11 protein-coding genes are annotated in these 14,958 nt (G+C 36.2%); 9 read left to right on the top strand and 2 right to left on the bottom strand.

Annotated features, from left to right (window positions below; genetic code table 11):
• Nucleotides 1-13 precede the first annotated feature (13 nt).
• The 8 genes from OL225_RS14360 to OL225_RS14325 all read left to right on the top strand — a co-directional run bounded on the left by OL225_RS14360 (nucleotide 14) and on the right by OL225_RS14325 (nucleotide 8,144).
• Nucleotides 14-373 (top strand): S-adenosylmethionine decarboxylase family protein, encoded by a 360-nt coding sequence (locus OL225_RS14360; RefSeq protein ID WP_223598563.1) that lies wholly within the window; start codon nucleotides 14-16, stop codon nucleotides 371-373.
• A 134-nt stretch (nucleotides 374-507) separates the two neighbouring features.
• The gene (locus OL225_RS14355; RefSeq protein ID WP_264518731.1) at nucleotides 508-1,836 is read left to right on the top strand and encodes a DUF4178 domain-containing protein; all 1,329 of its coding nucleotides are present in this window, start codon (nucleotides 508-510) and stop codon (nucleotides 1,834-1,836) included.
• Nucleotides 1,833-2,027, top strand: a complete 195-nt coding sequence (locus OL225_RS14350) for a hypothetical protein (RefSeq protein WP_047376601.1) — start codon at nucleotides 1,833-1,835, stop codon at nucleotides 2,025-2,027. The genes OL225_RS14355 and OL225_RS14350 overlap by 4 nt, the downstream gene beginning before the upstream one ends.
• A gap of 13 nt (nucleotides 2,028-2,040) precedes the next feature.
• Nucleotides 2,041-2,256: a DUF350 domain-containing protein gene (locus OL225_RS14345; protein ID WP_045491052.1), complete on the top strand. Its 216-nt coding sequence runs from the start codon at nucleotides 2,041-2,043 to the stop codon at nucleotides 2,254-2,256.
• The gene (locus OL225_RS14340; protein ID WP_264518730.1) at nucleotides 2,249-3,763 is read left to right on the top strand and encodes a polyamine aminopropyltransferase; all 1,515 of its coding nucleotides are present in this window, start codon (nucleotides 2,249-2,251) and stop codon (nucleotides 3,761-3,763) included. Before OL225_RS14345 ends, OL225_RS14340 begins: the two co-directional genes overlap by 8 nt.
• 37 nt (nucleotides 3,764-3,800) lie before the next feature.
• Nucleotides 3,801-5,327 carry an NAD(P)-binding protein gene (locus tag OL225_RS14335; RefSeq protein ID WP_264518729.1) on the top strand — a complete coding sequence of 509 codons (1,527 nt, stop codon included), beginning with the start codon at nucleotides 3,801-3,803 and terminating at the stop codon, nucleotides 5,325-5,327.
• Nucleotides 5,328-5,336: 9 nt separating this feature from the next.
• On the top strand, nucleotides 5,337-6,362 hold the full coding sequence (locus OL225_RS14330) for a hypothetical protein (protein WP_264518728.1): 1,026 nt from the start codon (nucleotides 5,337-5,339) through the stop codon (nucleotides 6,360-6,362).
• A gap of 27 nt (nucleotides 6,363-6,389) precedes the next feature.
• On the top strand, nucleotides 6,390-8,144 hold the full coding sequence (locus tag OL225_RS14325; RefSeq protein ID WP_264518727.1) for a discoidin domain-containing protein: 1,755 nt from the start codon (nucleotides 6,390-6,392) through the stop codon (nucleotides 8,142-8,144).
• 146 nt (nucleotides 8,145-8,290) lie between these two features.
• Here OL225_RS14325 and OL225_RS14320 read toward each other — a convergent pair whose 3' ends face one another.
• Together OL225_RS14320 and OL225_RS14315 are read right to left on the bottom strand one after the other, a co-directional pair.
• Nucleotides 8,291-10,549, bottom strand: a complete 2,259-nt coding sequence (locus tag OL225_RS14320) for a TonB-dependent receptor domain-containing protein (protein WP_264518726.1) — start codon at nucleotides 10,547-10,549, stop codon at nucleotides 8,291-8,293.
• A 44-nt stretch (nucleotides 10,550-10,593) separates the two neighbouring features.
• Nucleotides 10,594-12,855 (bottom strand): outer membrane beta-barrel family protein, encoded by a 2,262-nt coding sequence (locus OL225_RS14315; protein ID WP_047376607.1) that lies wholly within the window; start codon nucleotides 12,853-12,855, stop codon nucleotides 10,594-10,596.
• Nucleotides 12,856-13,176: 321 nt separating this feature from the next.
• On the opposite strand from OL225_RS14315, the gene OL225_RS14310 reads away from it, so the two are divergent.
• On the top strand, nucleotides 13,177-14,958 hold the full coding sequence (locus OL225_RS14310; protein WP_264518725.1) for a carboxypeptidase-like regulatory domain-containing protein: 1,782 nt from the start codon (nucleotides 13,177-13,179) through the stop codon (nucleotides 14,956-14,958).

The raw sequence follows: 14,958 nt of genomic DNA, 5'->3' as shown, positions 1-14,958 counted from the left end.
ACGAAAAAATTAATTGAACCCATTATCAAGTAAAGGTTTACATATTCTTCTGACTTTGGAAACAGAGTCAGAAGATTTGTTATTAGACAGCAAAGGTTTTCTGGCGTTTACAGAAGAAATTCTGAAAACAAAAGATGTAGAAATTGTAGGAGTTACCAATCATATTTTTGAAAACGATAGTTTTACTTCCGCAGTAATACTGAAAGAGTCTCACCTTTGTATCCATACGTGGCCGGAATTTAAACAGCTTACTTTTGATGTCTTTCTTTGTAATTATACACAGGACAATACCACAAAAGTAGAGCAGATTGCAGATGAAGTGGTTCAGTATTTTAAAGCTAATACCATTCAGAAACACAAAATTTACAGATAAAAATGCACTATGTCTGCCCAGCATGCGAATCAGAAAATAAATTAGATCTCACCTTTTCTGTTGAAGAATATGTTTGTAAAACCTGTTCCCATCTCATTGATGCAGCCGGAAACAAACAAATTAAACATTTGAAAGTGCCAACCGAAAACGTTGTGTTAGACGTTGGGCAAAAAGGAAAAATTGAAGGTGTAGAATATACGGTCGTTGCAATTACTGTCAGAAAATACGGAAACAGTATTTTCTGGCGGGAATATTCTTTAAAAGATAGTAAAGGAAATGATGCTTTCCTGAGTGAAAGTGATGGGCATTGGGTTTTCCTGCTTTCAATGCACCCCGCTGATTTTAAAAGTAAAAGTTCTAAATTGGCAAGTTATGCGGGAAGAACTTATCGCTGGTATGAAAATACCCCATGCAGTATCGATGCGGCAGCTGGATTTTTTGATGAACATCTGGATTTCAGTATTGCTACTTACAAAGAATACGTCAATGGAACCCGTATGATCTCACAAGAGACGGTAGGTAAAAAAAATCAATACTTCTATGGAGTCCACATTTCAAAATATGATATCAAAAGGGCTTTTAAAATAGCTCATATGCCCTATTATACAGGAGTAGGAATCGTACAGCCATATTATTTTGATATTAAACAGGCTGTAAACATTTTTTGTATAGCAGCATTAATGATATGTCTGTTTCAGCTATATGTATATACCTCAAGAACGAATGAGACTGTTTTTGAACAGTCAATAAATTTTGCCGACATAAAAGATAAAGAACTTGTCAGTAAAAGTTTTACCCTATCAGGAGGCTCAGCACCATTAAGAGTCAATGCTTTTTCAGCAGTGGATAATTCGTGGGCCAATGTTCAGCTAAGCCTTGTGAATGAGAATACCAATGAAGTTGTATATACTTCAAAAGATATCGAACAATACCACGGTTACGAAGATGGTGAAAGCTGGTCGGAAGGAAGCCAGTCTGAAAACTTTAATCTTTGCGGGGTAAGCTCAGGGAAATATCATTTTCTTATTTCAGCCGAAAAAGAAGGGTCTTTATTACCTGCATTTTCAGGTCTTCAGTCACCAGATTCAAAAGTATTGATCTCCAGAGATAAGTCAGGAATTCTAGATGTTACAGATATCTATAAAGCACAATCTACCACTTTCATAGATGGAAAGACTTTAGAAAAAGATACAACAGAATTGGGTAAACTGGTGAAAGCATCTTTTGGAACTTCAAAAATAGACTCTCTGATCAATGCTGAAGGGCTAAGACTTACAACAGATGTTATTGCATCCAATAACGATGTTAAAATCAAGGCAACCTGGCTTCCCGTTTCATTCTGGAACTTCGGATTTATTTTATTCATAATGGTTGCGCTCTTTGTGGCTATGTGGATAGGAAGACATTTCTTTAATGTCAATAAATGGAAAAACAGTTCAAATACCCCTTATGCTACATCATGATGAGCAAAATATTAAATTACATAAGACAAAACTGGATTCTCTGTCTGATCGGAGGACTTTTCATGACCTGGTTTGTGTACCTTACTTACCAGGGAAATCAGGTATGTGACTGTGCCAAAACGGAAACATACCGTGACGGAACTACCAGAAGCCATTCCAGAGTAGGATTTTACAGATACTATCACAAATAAAAATATAAAAACTATGGACAACATCAATTTCTTACCCATATTAAACTCGGTTCTTTACTCATTCTTAGGAATCGCAATCCTTCTTGTATGTTATTTCATCATCGAAAAACTTACACCGGAGAAAACATGGCATGAGATCGCTCAGAATAAAAATATAGCCCTGGCTATTGTCTTTGGAGCATTTATCATCGGAATTTCAATGATTATAAGCGCGGCAATTCATGGATAAGAAGAGGATTCCTCTTGAGCTGCTTTTATTGTTTTCAGTATTCGTCATTGCTACATGTGGATTGATTTATGAGCTGGTGGCCGGAGCCCTGGCGAGCTATCTTTTAGGAGACTCTGTAAAGCAGTTTTCTTTCATTATCGGGGTATATCTCTTTTCAATGGGAGTAGGTTCCTATCTTGCGAAATTCATCAAAGGAAATCTTATTGATAAATTCATTGAGATCGAGATCCTGGTGGGAATTGTAGGTGGAATCAGCTCTGTGGTGCTGTTTATTTTGTTTAATACACTCGCACACTTTGAAAGCGTTCTCTACCTTTTTGTCTTCTTCACCGGATGTCTCGTTGGAGTGGAAATACCGCTCCTGATGAACATTCTGAAAGACAGAGTGCAGTTTAAAGATTTAGTTTCAAACGTCTTTGCATTCGATTATATCGGGGCTTTATTGGCTTCGATTCTCTTTCCGTTGGTTTTAATTCCAAAACTGGGAATTGTAAAAACACCTTTGTTTTTTGGGTTAATTAATATCTCTATTGCGATATTTCTTTGTTATTACCTTACAAAGGAATTATCAAAACCTTTATCACTGAAAGTAAAATCTATTACCGCATTTGCGTTTCTGCTAGGACTTTTCTTTTTCTCAGATACGATTTTATCTTATTCTGAAGAAAAACTATACGGTGAAAATGTAGTCTATACTAAAAGTTCACCCTATCAAAGAATTGTTTTAACGAGAAATACTCACGAATTCCGTCTGTATTTAAATAACAACCTGCAGTTTTCTTCCACCGATGAATACCGCTATCACGAAGCTTTAGTACATCCGGCGATGTCTATGGCAAAAAATATTGATAACATTCTGATTCTCGGAGGTGGTGATGGTTTTGCTGCAAGAGAAGTATTAAAATACAAAGACGTTAAAAAAGTAACACTTGTGGATCTTGATGGAGAAATGACTCAGTTTTTCAAGACCAACGAAACCATGCGCAGGCTGAATCAAAGCTCTTTTTCTAATCCTAAAGTGGAAGTCATCAATAAAGACGCTTACATTTGGGTAAAAGACAGCAAAAAGAAGTTTGATGTCATTATCATAGACTTTCCGGATCCGTCCAACTACAGCTTAGGAAAGCTATATTCGCTGCAATTTTATAAAGAACTGGAGAAGCTGACTACCCTTGATACCAAAATTGTGGTTCAGACCACCTCTCCGTATTTTGCCCCGAAATCTTTCTGGTGCATTGAAAAAACAATCAATCAGATTTTTCCTTTCACAGCAGCATATCATACCTATGTTCCGTCTTTTGGAGAATGGGGGTTTTCTATGGCTTCATTTGAACCCATCAACAACAGGATTTACAGAAAGCTGCCTGGGTTAAAATATTATGATTATAACTTTTCACAGATGTCTTATTTCAGTAAAGATATGAAAGTGAAAGACGTAGAAGTTAACCGTCTGGATAACCAGATACTAGTCCGTTATTTCGATGAAGAGTGGGGGAAAGTACAGTAGAAAGGATTTTCTTAAAACTATATTTTTAGGTAGCCTTATGCTTCCTTTTTTGCAGTATTGCAGAAAGAAAGTAAAATCATTGCTGCTGAAGATCACCGGGACCAACCATGTTCTCGGGCATAAGTTGTGGGCAAAAGATTTTCCACAGTTTTCAGAAGTTATCCACACCCAATATCTTATCGTAGGTGGTGGGATTTCCGGACTTTCGGCATGCAGATTCTTCAGCCAGAATAATGAACAGGATTATCTTCTCCTTGAAATGGAAAATCATCTGGGAGGAAATTCTTCCAACGGACAAAATTCATTTTCAAAATTTCCTTTGGGGGCACATTATTTACCTTTACCCAATAAGGAAAACCTTGAAATCATAGAATTTCTGAAAGAATGTGAAATCTGCCTGGGAACTGAAGAGAATGGAGAACCTATTCTTGATGAATACCAAATGACTTTTCCACAACAGGAAAGACTGTTTTATAAAAACTCCTGGCAGAACGATATTGTTCCTCAAAAAGGTATTTCAAGAGAAACTCAGCAAGAGCTTAACCGCTTTTTTAAGTTGATGGATGAATTTCGTCTGAAGAAAGATCCACAGGGAAAATATTGGTTCGCTATTCCTGTACATGATTCCAGCAGAGAAGATGAGGTTTTAAAGCTTGAAAAAATCATTTTTAAAGATTGGCTCAAAGAAAATAACTATCACTCTGAAGAACTTCTCTGGCTGCTGGATTATTCCTGCAGAGACGATTTCGGATTGGGTATAGACTACGTTTCGGCATGGGCAGGAATTCATTATTTCGCAGGTAGAAAGAACAACTGGAGCACGAAATATAAAGATCAGGTCTTCACATGGCCGGAAGGAAATGCAAGACTTGCCAAACACTTTTCAAAATACACAGAGGGAAAACATATGTCTGAAAATCTGGTTTTTGATGTGAAAATCAATGATAAAGTTGAGGTACTGAGTTTTGATAATACCCAAAAGAAAACCAAAAAGATTATTGCAGATAAAGTACTGTTTGCATCACCACAGTTTGTGAATGAAAGAATTTTTAATCAAAAAAGAGCATCATCATTTCACTATGTGCCGTGGCTTTTAACAACGATTACGTTAAAGAATGAATTTGGTGGAGATGAAGAGCTGGCCTGGGATAATGTGATTTATGGATCTTCGGGATTGGGCTATATCTTTGATCAGCATCAGAATTTGAACCAGATTATGGGTGAAAAAGTAATTACCCATTATAAGAGCTTTTCAACCGGAGACTGTAAAAAAGCAAGAAAAAAGCTCTACGCCATGAAGGATGCTGAACTGAAAGATTTAGTTTTAAATGATCTTAAGAAAGCCCACCCTTTGATAGAAGATTTTATTCTGGAAATGCAGTTTCACAAAATAGGACATGCCATGATTGCTCCTGTTCCCAACCAGATTTTTGGAGAAGAAACCAGGATAGCAAAAGAACCTGTAGAGGGGAAAATTTTCTTTGCCCATTCTGATCTTTCAGGAATATCTATTTTTGAAGAAGCATTCTATCAGGGAATCCGGACCGCTGAAAAAATGATATAAAATTGTTATATGAAACAACCCTGGATACATAACGCAAAAACAGACTGGTGGTTTATTTTATCACCACCTTTTGTGGTATTGTTGATTATCTTTCTTTTTCAGAAACAGATTCAGGGGCTGGAAAATCATTATTCTTTTTACACATGGTTGTTTCTTATAGTTTTTGTAGATGTGGCCCATGTTTATTCTACATTGTTCAAAACCTATTTTGTAAAAGGAGAGATCCAAAAAAATAAACTGCTTTATCTCGGAATTCCTGCTGTAAGTTGGATTTTGGGAATCATTCTGTTTCAATTCGGAAATCTGACATTCTGGTCGGTACTGGCTTTGGTTGCCGTTTTCCATTTTATACGCCAGCAATACGGTTTTATGAGGATTTATGCGCGCTTTGAACCGAATAACTGGAGCAAGAAAATAGATGAGATTGCCGTTTATTCTGCAACAATTTATCCTATGTTATATTGGTTTAGGACACCTCGCGCCTTTACCTGGTTCGTTAACAATGAATTTGACTGGCTTCAAAATCTTCCGGATTACGTTCCTTTAATTACCATAATCTATTTTACAATTCTGATCATTTGGATTATTAAAACTGTTTTTGAAACTTTTAAAACAAAAAGAATTAATATTCCTAAAACGGCTCTGATCACCGGAACTTTTCTTTCCTGGTATTTTGGTATAGTGTACTTCAACAATGATCTTCTTTTTACTTTTCTGAATGTAGTTTCTCACGGAATTCCTTATATCGCTTTGATTTATATCCGGGAAATACAGCAAAAGGAAAATAGTAAGTTGAATGGAATGCAGATTTTTAAATCTTTTTCGGGAATATTTCTATTTATCGGTGTCATTTTATTGTTCGCCTTTCTGGAAGAATTTTTGTGGGAAACGCTGGTTTGGAATGAGCATTTTTCCTTGAATGTGATGATCTCAGAAAAATGGTTTCAGTTTCTGGTTCCGTTATTAGTCGTACCACAGCTCACTCACTATCTGCTGGATGGCTTTATTTGGAGAAAACCCAAAAAAGTTACCTAACTTTGTTTCAATCTTTAAAATCTAAAAATGAGACAATATTTTCTGTCATTAGCAATCTTTCTCGGAATGATTGTGGGTGCTCAGCAGAAAACGTTCTGCAATCCCATCAATATCGATTATGGTTATACGCCTTTTGAAGTTTTTTCAAAACAAGGGAAACACCGTGCTACGGCAGATCCCGTGATTGTTAATTTTAAAAATAAACTGTTTCTTTTTTCGACCAATCAGGAAGGGTACTGGTACAGTGATGACATGCTGGATTGGAAGTTTGTGAAAAGGAAATTTTTAAGAGATAATAAATATACCCATGATCTTAATGCTCCGGCGGTCTGGGCTATGAAAGATACCCTGTACGTTTATGGATCTACCTGGGAACAGGATTTCCCGATCTGGAAAAGTACAAACCCCACCAAAGATGACTGGAAAATTGCAGTGGATACTTTAAAAGTAGGAGCGTGGGATCCGGCATTCCATTATGATGAAGACAAAAATAAATTGTACCTGTATTGGGGCTCAAGTAACGAATGGCCATTGCTGGGAACAGAAGTGAAAGTGAAAAATCTTCAGTCCGAAGGTTTTGTGAAACCGATTATTAAATTAAAACCTGAAGACCATGGATGGGAACGTTTCGGGGAATACAATGATAATGTTTTTCTTCAGCCTTTTGTAGAAGGGGCCTGGATGACAAAACATAACGGAAAATATTATATGCAGTATGGTGCTCCGGCAACAGAATTCAGCGGATATTCGGATGGAGTATATGTAAGCAAAAGTCCTTTGGAAGGTTTTGAATATCAACAACATAATCCATTTTCTTATAAACCGGGAGGTTTTGCCAGAGGAGCAGGCCACGGAGCTACCTTTGAAGATAATTATAAAAACTGGTGGCACATTTCCACCATATTTATTTCCACTAAAAATAATTTTGAAAGAAGACTGGGAATCTGGCCGGCAGGTTTTGATAAGGACGATGTAATGTATTGTAATACGGCATATGGTGATTATCCAACATACCTTCCGCAGTATGCGCAAGGAAAAGATTTTACAAAAGGCCTTTTTGCAGGATGGATGCTGTTGAATTATAATAAACCAGTTCAGGTTTCATCTACTTTGGGAGGTTATCAGCCCAACTATGCCGTAGATGAGGATATCAAAACTTACTGGAGTGCTAAAACCGGAAATTCCGGAGAGTGGTTCCAGACGGATCTTGGAGAAGTTTCTAGCATCAATGCCATTCAGATCAATTATGCAGATCAGGATGCAGAGTTTATGGGGAAAACCTTAGGGAAAATGCACCAATATAAAATCTACGGTTCCAATGATGGGAAGAAATGGAATGTGATTGTGGATAAAAGCAAAAACACGAAAGATGTTCCTCACGATTACGTAGAATTAGAGCAGCCTGCAAAAGCCCGTTTTCTTAAAATGGAAAATCTTAAAATGCCTACAGGAAAATTTGCATTGAGCGGTTTCAGAGTGTTTGGAAAAGGAGCAGGGAAGCAACCTGCTAAAGTGGAAGGTTTTGTTCCTTTAAGAGCTGATCCTAAGAAATATGGTGAAAGAAGAAGTATCTGGATGAAATGGCAGCAGAATCCCGATGCAGACGGCTATGTAATCTATTTTGGAAAGTCTCCTGATAAACTGTACGGAAGCATTATGGTATACGGAAAAAATGAATATTTCTTTACAGGAGCAGACAGAACAGATGCATACTATTTCCAGATTGAAGCTTTCAATGCCAATGGGGTTTCAGAAAGAACAGCTGTTGCAAAATCTGAATAAATACAATTAAATTATAAATGAATAACACGTTTTGAATCATCAGAACGTGTTATTTTTTGTCAGAATTATCTATTAAATATAAAAAAATCCGCTGAAAAAAATCAGCGGATACTGTAAGAATAATTGAATATGAAGAAAGATAATTTTTATCTTGTTCTGCTTTTGATAGCATCTGATGCGCCTTCGATGTCTCGTACCTTTTTCACTTTCTGGTTTCCAAAATTGTAGGTAAGACTTACCGTAAAGCTTCTGTTGTAACGGTTTTGGTGGATGTAATTGTAATTTCCGTTCTCCTGGAAGTCTTCAATTTTAACGATGTTGGTATTCAGGACATCATTCACATTCACAGCAAAAGTCCAGTCGTTCCACATTTTCTTAAGGCTGAGGTCTAAGCTCATTAAACCTTTCAGTAGTCCAAGTTCGATTTGCTGTTTGTCAACGAAGAAATAATTAACACCAAAGAACCATGTTTTCTTTTTATCAAGACGGATCGTGTTGTTGGTCTGAATCAAAAGACTGGTAGAATTTGTTTTATTTGTGTATACTATATCTTTACCATCCTCATTTCTGAATCGGTCTCCTGTTGTAGGATCTGTATCAAGGCTTCCGTTATTGATGTTATGCTGTACTCCAATATTAAAGTTGGTGGTCCAGTATTGTTTAAAGAATGATTTCTGAATTCCCACCATAGCAGACATTTCCTGTTTATTTCCGAAATTGGTTCTTATATATCTAAGAACAGGATTTTCTCCTACTTTACCATCAGGTGATACCGGATAACCCTGCAGCGGAACCTGTGTAATAGCATCCTGAATGTAAGAATGGTTTAAAATCAGGAAGTATGAATTTTTGTACATGTATGTAAGCTCCTGATTATAGGTAGATGAAGCCTTTACAAATGGGTTGTTTTGAGTATAATTATCATCTGTAAGAATGTTTCTTACCGGATTGATTTCCCAGAAGCTCGGCCTTCTCATCCTGCTTGAAAAGGAGTAAGAAATATTGTTTTTATCATTAATGGCGTAGTTGAAACTCAGATAAGGAAGGATATTGTTGTAATTTCTTTCAATCCTTTTAAGTTCGTCTGTAGGAGCATTATCAGACGTTCCAAGACTGTTGGTGATCTCATATCTTGCTCCTACTTTTCCGGAAATTTTATCTGAGATCTTTTTCTCCACGGTTACATACATACCGTAGATGTTTTCATCATAGATAAAATGATTGGGTCTTGAATCCGGAGCTTCTACGGGATCAAAAGAATACGTTATGTTTTTAGAATCGTTGTCTGTTTTGGTTTTGTTATAATTTCCTCCTACAGAAATGGTCAGATCATTTTTAAACTTTTGAATATAATCTACCATTCCGGAGAAATTATTAATGATCTGTGGAAGGTCCTGAAGAACTTGTCTTGTTCTTTCACCTACACCTCTGTTGATATCCGAAGCGAAGGTTTGGTTATCCGTGAACTGAAATCTTCTATAGTTAAGGTAAGCCGCATTTACATTCAGTTTGCTGCCTAATGAATCTGTTTTTAATTCATAATTTAGATTCACCGAATTGTTATAAGATCTTGCATCCTCTCTGTTTTTGGACCAGGTGTATTCTGGTTTTTCAGCATTTTCTTTTTTTATGGTATTAAATAAACCTACCGTTGAATTATAGCTTTTATTGGCCCAGGTATTCCATGATAAAGCTAAGTTACTTTTATCATTGAGCTGATAATCAATATTCAGATAACCTCCAATATTTTTGTTCGGATCATCAATATCTCCCGTAGATTCGTTAGATGTCTTGGCAGTTCCGTTTCTTAAAGTGTAGGTTTGTGCCTCTATATTTTCACCACCGCTAAGGTTAGCGCTCACACCCAGTTTACCTTTTCGGTAATTGGCTGAGAAGCTGGCCTGGCTTCCGTTGTATTTATTGGTGGTATTAGACATTCTCATGTTTCCGCTAAGACCATCACTCATTTTTTTCTTTAAAACAATGTTGATGATTCCATCCGAAGATTCCACCTGGAATTCACTTCCCGGAACGGTAATTACTTCAATTTTCTGGATGTTTTCTGCCGGAGTATTTTTCAGAAACTGAGCCAGAGACTCAGAATCCATATTGCTTTTTCTTCCGTTGATATAGATCAGGGCATTATTTTTTCCCGCAATTTTCAATGTTTTATCATCTGTTGAAGATAACAGAGGAGTCTGCTTCAGAAGGTCAAAAGTGGTATTTCCTTTAGCCACAGGTGATGCTGCTACATCATATACAAAACGGTCGCTTTGTTTTTTGAAGACCTGTTTTGTAATGGTAATACCTTCTATATTTTTTGTTTTTGCCGTATCAGATTTCTTTTCCTGGGCAAATGCACAAGTACCGAATACGATGGCCATTGACAAAATTATACGTTTCATGTTTGTTTTATTTAAGAGTGGTTTAGTGATATAAGTTTTATAGATTAGGTTCTTGATTTTACAGCATCATTAGCCGATTTCATTTCCCTTGCTTTTTTCAGTTTCTGATTTCCAAAATTGTATGTAACTCCGATGCTCATTAGCCTTGGATAGTTGAAGTTGGTTATATTATTATATTTTCCATTTGGCTGTACTCCTCTCACCCTGTAAAAGCTTTGGTTAAATAGGTCGCTTACTTCTGCTACGATAGTCCAGTCTCCTACAATTTTTTTCAGACTAAAATCGAAGCTTTGTCTTGCTCCTATCATTCCTCCTTCCATTGCAGTCTGGCTTGCAAAGAAGTAATTCACTCCTAAGAACCAGTCTTTTTTGGATGAAAGTCTGATGATATTATTGATCGTTACAGACATATTATAGTTTTTAACGTCAATGATATAAGGATCTACAACTTCCGTTTCTCCAGGAGCCGGCATAGAAGTAGGATCTTCCCATACTCCGCCTGTATAAGTAACATACCCTAAGTTCACAGAATAGTTGGTAGTCCATATGTCTTTAAACCATGATTTGTTCATCCCGAGAGTTAAAGCAATTTCTCTGTTCTTTCCGTAATTGGTTCTGATGTATCTTAAGAATCTGGTGGTTTCCATAATTGGATTTCCTTTGATATCCTTTATGATTTTCCCCTGAGAATCTTTTTTAGGAGCCGTTACCGTTCCCTGTAATGGAAGCAGGTCTGATGCTGCAGCATCTTCTACCATATTGAAACTAAGATTGGCATAGAATGCATTTTTGTACATATAATTAAGCTCCTGATTATAATATTTGGAGGCCAGTATAAATGGATTGTTCTGTGTATAATTGGTTGGGGTAAAATACGTTCTCGAAGGATTCAGCTCCCAGAATCTCGGTCTTCTGATTCTGCTGGAAAATGTATAGCTCAAATTATGATCAGAATTGATGGCATAATTTAAATTCAGATAAGGCAGAAGGTTGTTGTAATTTCTTTCAAATCCTGTTTTGTCTACAATATCTCCGGTACTTCTGGTCATTTCATATCGGGCTCCTATTTTTCCTGAGATTTTTTCAGTCAGTTTACGTTCATAGTTCAGATAAATCCCCAGTATATTTTCTTTATAGATGAAGTGATTGGTTTGGTTGGGATCTATGATAAACTCTCCGTTTTTCAGTTTATCCTGCTGGGTATCATTGTCTGTATTCGTATGGTTGTAGCTGATTCCCATTAACCATGTTGCGCCTTTAGCCGTTTTTTTCAGATAGTCAATGTTTGCGGCATAATTGTTAATAATCTGAGGTACTGATTGATGAAGCGCTGAATACTTGTTGATCGTATCATTAGTTAAAGGAAAACTCTCATTAAAACTTACTTTATCTCTGTTGAACCATAGGTAAGAAACGTTTGAGGTAAGCCTGCTTCCCAAAGAATCGGTTTTCATTTCATAGTTTAAATTGAATGAATGATTTCTGGTCTGCGCATCTTCATTATTGACCGTTCTGTTATTTAAAACCCCATTTTGCCAGTTGGTAATATCCAGTACAGAATTGAAACTTTTATTGTATCTCATATTGTAAGAGAATCCCAGACTGTGTTTTTTATTGATCTCATAATCTACGTTAAAACCTCCGCCGAAATTTTTATTAGGATCATCATTAAACCCAAATGATTCATTTTTGAAAGTAGGATCTCCGTTTGAGAGCGTATATCTTTGTCTGTCTGTCCAGCTTCCTGTTCTGAAGTTTGAATTACCAGACCACTTTCCTTGTCTGAAGTTAAAAGAAGCTCCTGCATTAGGATTATTGTAATAAGCCTGCTCATTCTGCATTTTCAACGTTCCGTTGTAACCGTTGTTCTTGCTTTTTTTCATGACAATATTAATCACCCCTTCTTTGGATTCAACCTGGAATTCACTTCCCGGAACGGTAATCACTTCAATTTTCTGGATATCCTCTGATGGTGTAGACTTCAGCATTTCAATCAATGCCTCAGAATCCATATTTGTTTTCTTATTGTTGATGTAGATCACCGCATCATTTTTTCCCAAAATCTTCAGCGTCTTTCCATCAATGCTGGAAATCATTGGAGTTTGTTTTAGAAGATTAAAGGTGTTGGTCCCTTTAGCAATAGATGAAGAAGCTACATCGTAAACTAAGCGGTCCCCTTGTTTTTTGAAAACCTGCTTCTTGATATTCACTGCATCAATAGCATTTACTTTCAAACTGTCTTTTTTCTGCTGGGCAGTTACAAGTCCACCGAAAAATAGTGCTGCAATAAGAATTTGAGTTTTCATGATATTATTTTTTAATTAATAGCTTGTATGGTTTGTTATTTTACATTACAAAGATATATAATAAATTTAGTATCATGCAATGCAAAGTACTTAAAATGTTTTTAATTGTCATTTAAATAACTGATTATCAGTTATTAAAATTTCATGTTAATTTTTAAGTTTCAACGACTTTGTTACTTAATTAGACAATTTAAAGCTCACTTTTGTTACATGACAAAATGAAATTGATGGAAAATTGAAAAAAAATTGACGGAAAATCAGAAAAAATAATAATGATTGTGTTTTATTATTATTTTAGTGAAAACTAAAAATTAATACCATATGAGAAAATCTTACCTCTTATTATTGATGTTTGTATTGATGTTTTCATGTAAAAATGAAGATTTATCAGAAATATCTGACAACACAACAAATCCACCATCCAATTATAATTTTGGGAATACTGCGCAAAAGAACTTTCAGGGTGTAGTCCTTGATACAAACGGGCTTCCGGTATCAGGAGCAACGGTTACAATAGGAACAAGTACCGTTACAACCAATCTTAAAGGTTTCTTCACATTTAAAAACGCTTCGGTAAAAGAAAATTTTGCCCATATAAAAGTTACAAAATCCGGTTATGTAAATGCATCGCGGGTTTTGGTACCTACCAACGGAATCAATAGGGTGAATATCATGATGATTCCTGTAACAATAACATCTACAATTACCACTGGTTCTACATCTACCGTTTCATTACCCAACGGAACAAAAGTAAAATTTGACGGAAGTTTCAAAGATGCAAACGGAAATGCTTATTCAGGAAATGTGAGTGTTGCTGTCTTTCATTTAGCACCATCCAATCAATACCTAAATGAATTAATGCCGGGATCTTTATTGGCAACCAATTCAGGAGGTAATTCCAGAGTGATGGAAACTTTTGGGATGCTGCATGTACAATTAACAGGTAGTTCCGGACAAAATCTTCAGATTGCAAACAACCATACTGCAGAAATCACCGTTCCGGTGGATGCCTCACAAACTTCCAGCTCACCAGCCACAATACCATTATGGTCTTATAATGAAGACACCGGAATGTGGAAAGAAGAAGGCTCTGCAACAAAGATTGGAAATACCTATGTAGGAACAGTAAGTCATTTTTCTTGGTGGAATTGTGATGCACAGTTTGAACAGGCAACTATGAAAGTAACCGTAAAAAATTCAGCAGGGCAGGTTTTGCCTAATATTAAAGTAACTTTAAAGAGAAGCTCTCAAGCATATGAAACTTACGGAATAACAGATAATACAGGAATGGTTTCAGGAATTGTTCCGGCAGGTGAAGTTCTTAGTTTAAAAGTGTATGGTGTTTGTAATGATATATTGTATACCTCGAACGTTGGGCCATTCCCGGCCGGAGCTATTACAACAATTCCTGATATTACAATAAATCCTTCTACAACTACTAGTTATACCATTCAGGGGATTCTGAAGACATGTGCTAATGCCAATGTGAGTGATGGTTATGTAATACTGAAACCAACAGCAGGTACAAACTATTTCCAGTATTTGTCAGTTCCGGTAGACAGTAACGGAAGTTTTGTCTTCAACACCTATTCATGTACACCAAATCCACAGTTTAAGTATGAAGGATTTGATACCGTTAATTTTCAGACAACCAATGAAATTACTTTTACAGCAACCTCTAATAATGTAAATCTGGGGAATATCATGGCTTGTAATTCTTTGACTGAATTTATAAATTATAAGATTGATAATCAGCCTATGGTGTATGTGTTAGGACTGATCAATGCACAATGGACAGGGCTTACGTCTACATCACCGAATATGCCACCTAAACAATTGAGAATAAATTCAATAAGTGCCGCAGGACCATTTTTTTCTATGATCCAGAATAATATGCAGGGAGTTGCTGCAAGTTTTACTTCAAATTATGGGTTTGAATTTTCAGGAGGTGCTATTACATCAAATAATGGAAACCTCGTTGTAAATATAACTTCTTTTGGAGCTGTAGGGGACTATATTGATTTCACAGTTAATGGGACTTATACCGATAATTCAGGAAATCATAATTTCACTGCAACAGGACATGTAAAACGGGATTTATAA

Origin of the sequence: Chryseobacterium viscerum, from assembly GCF_025949665.1 — a bacterium.
In the GTDB taxonomy this organism is placed as follows: domain Bacteria; phylum Bacteroidota; class Bacteroidia; order Flavobacteriales; family Weeksellaceae; genus Chryseobacterium; species Chryseobacterium viscerum_A.
The sequence above is the reverse complement of the archived record's forward strand: the minus strand, read 5'-3'. Positions and strand labels throughout refer to the sequence as shown.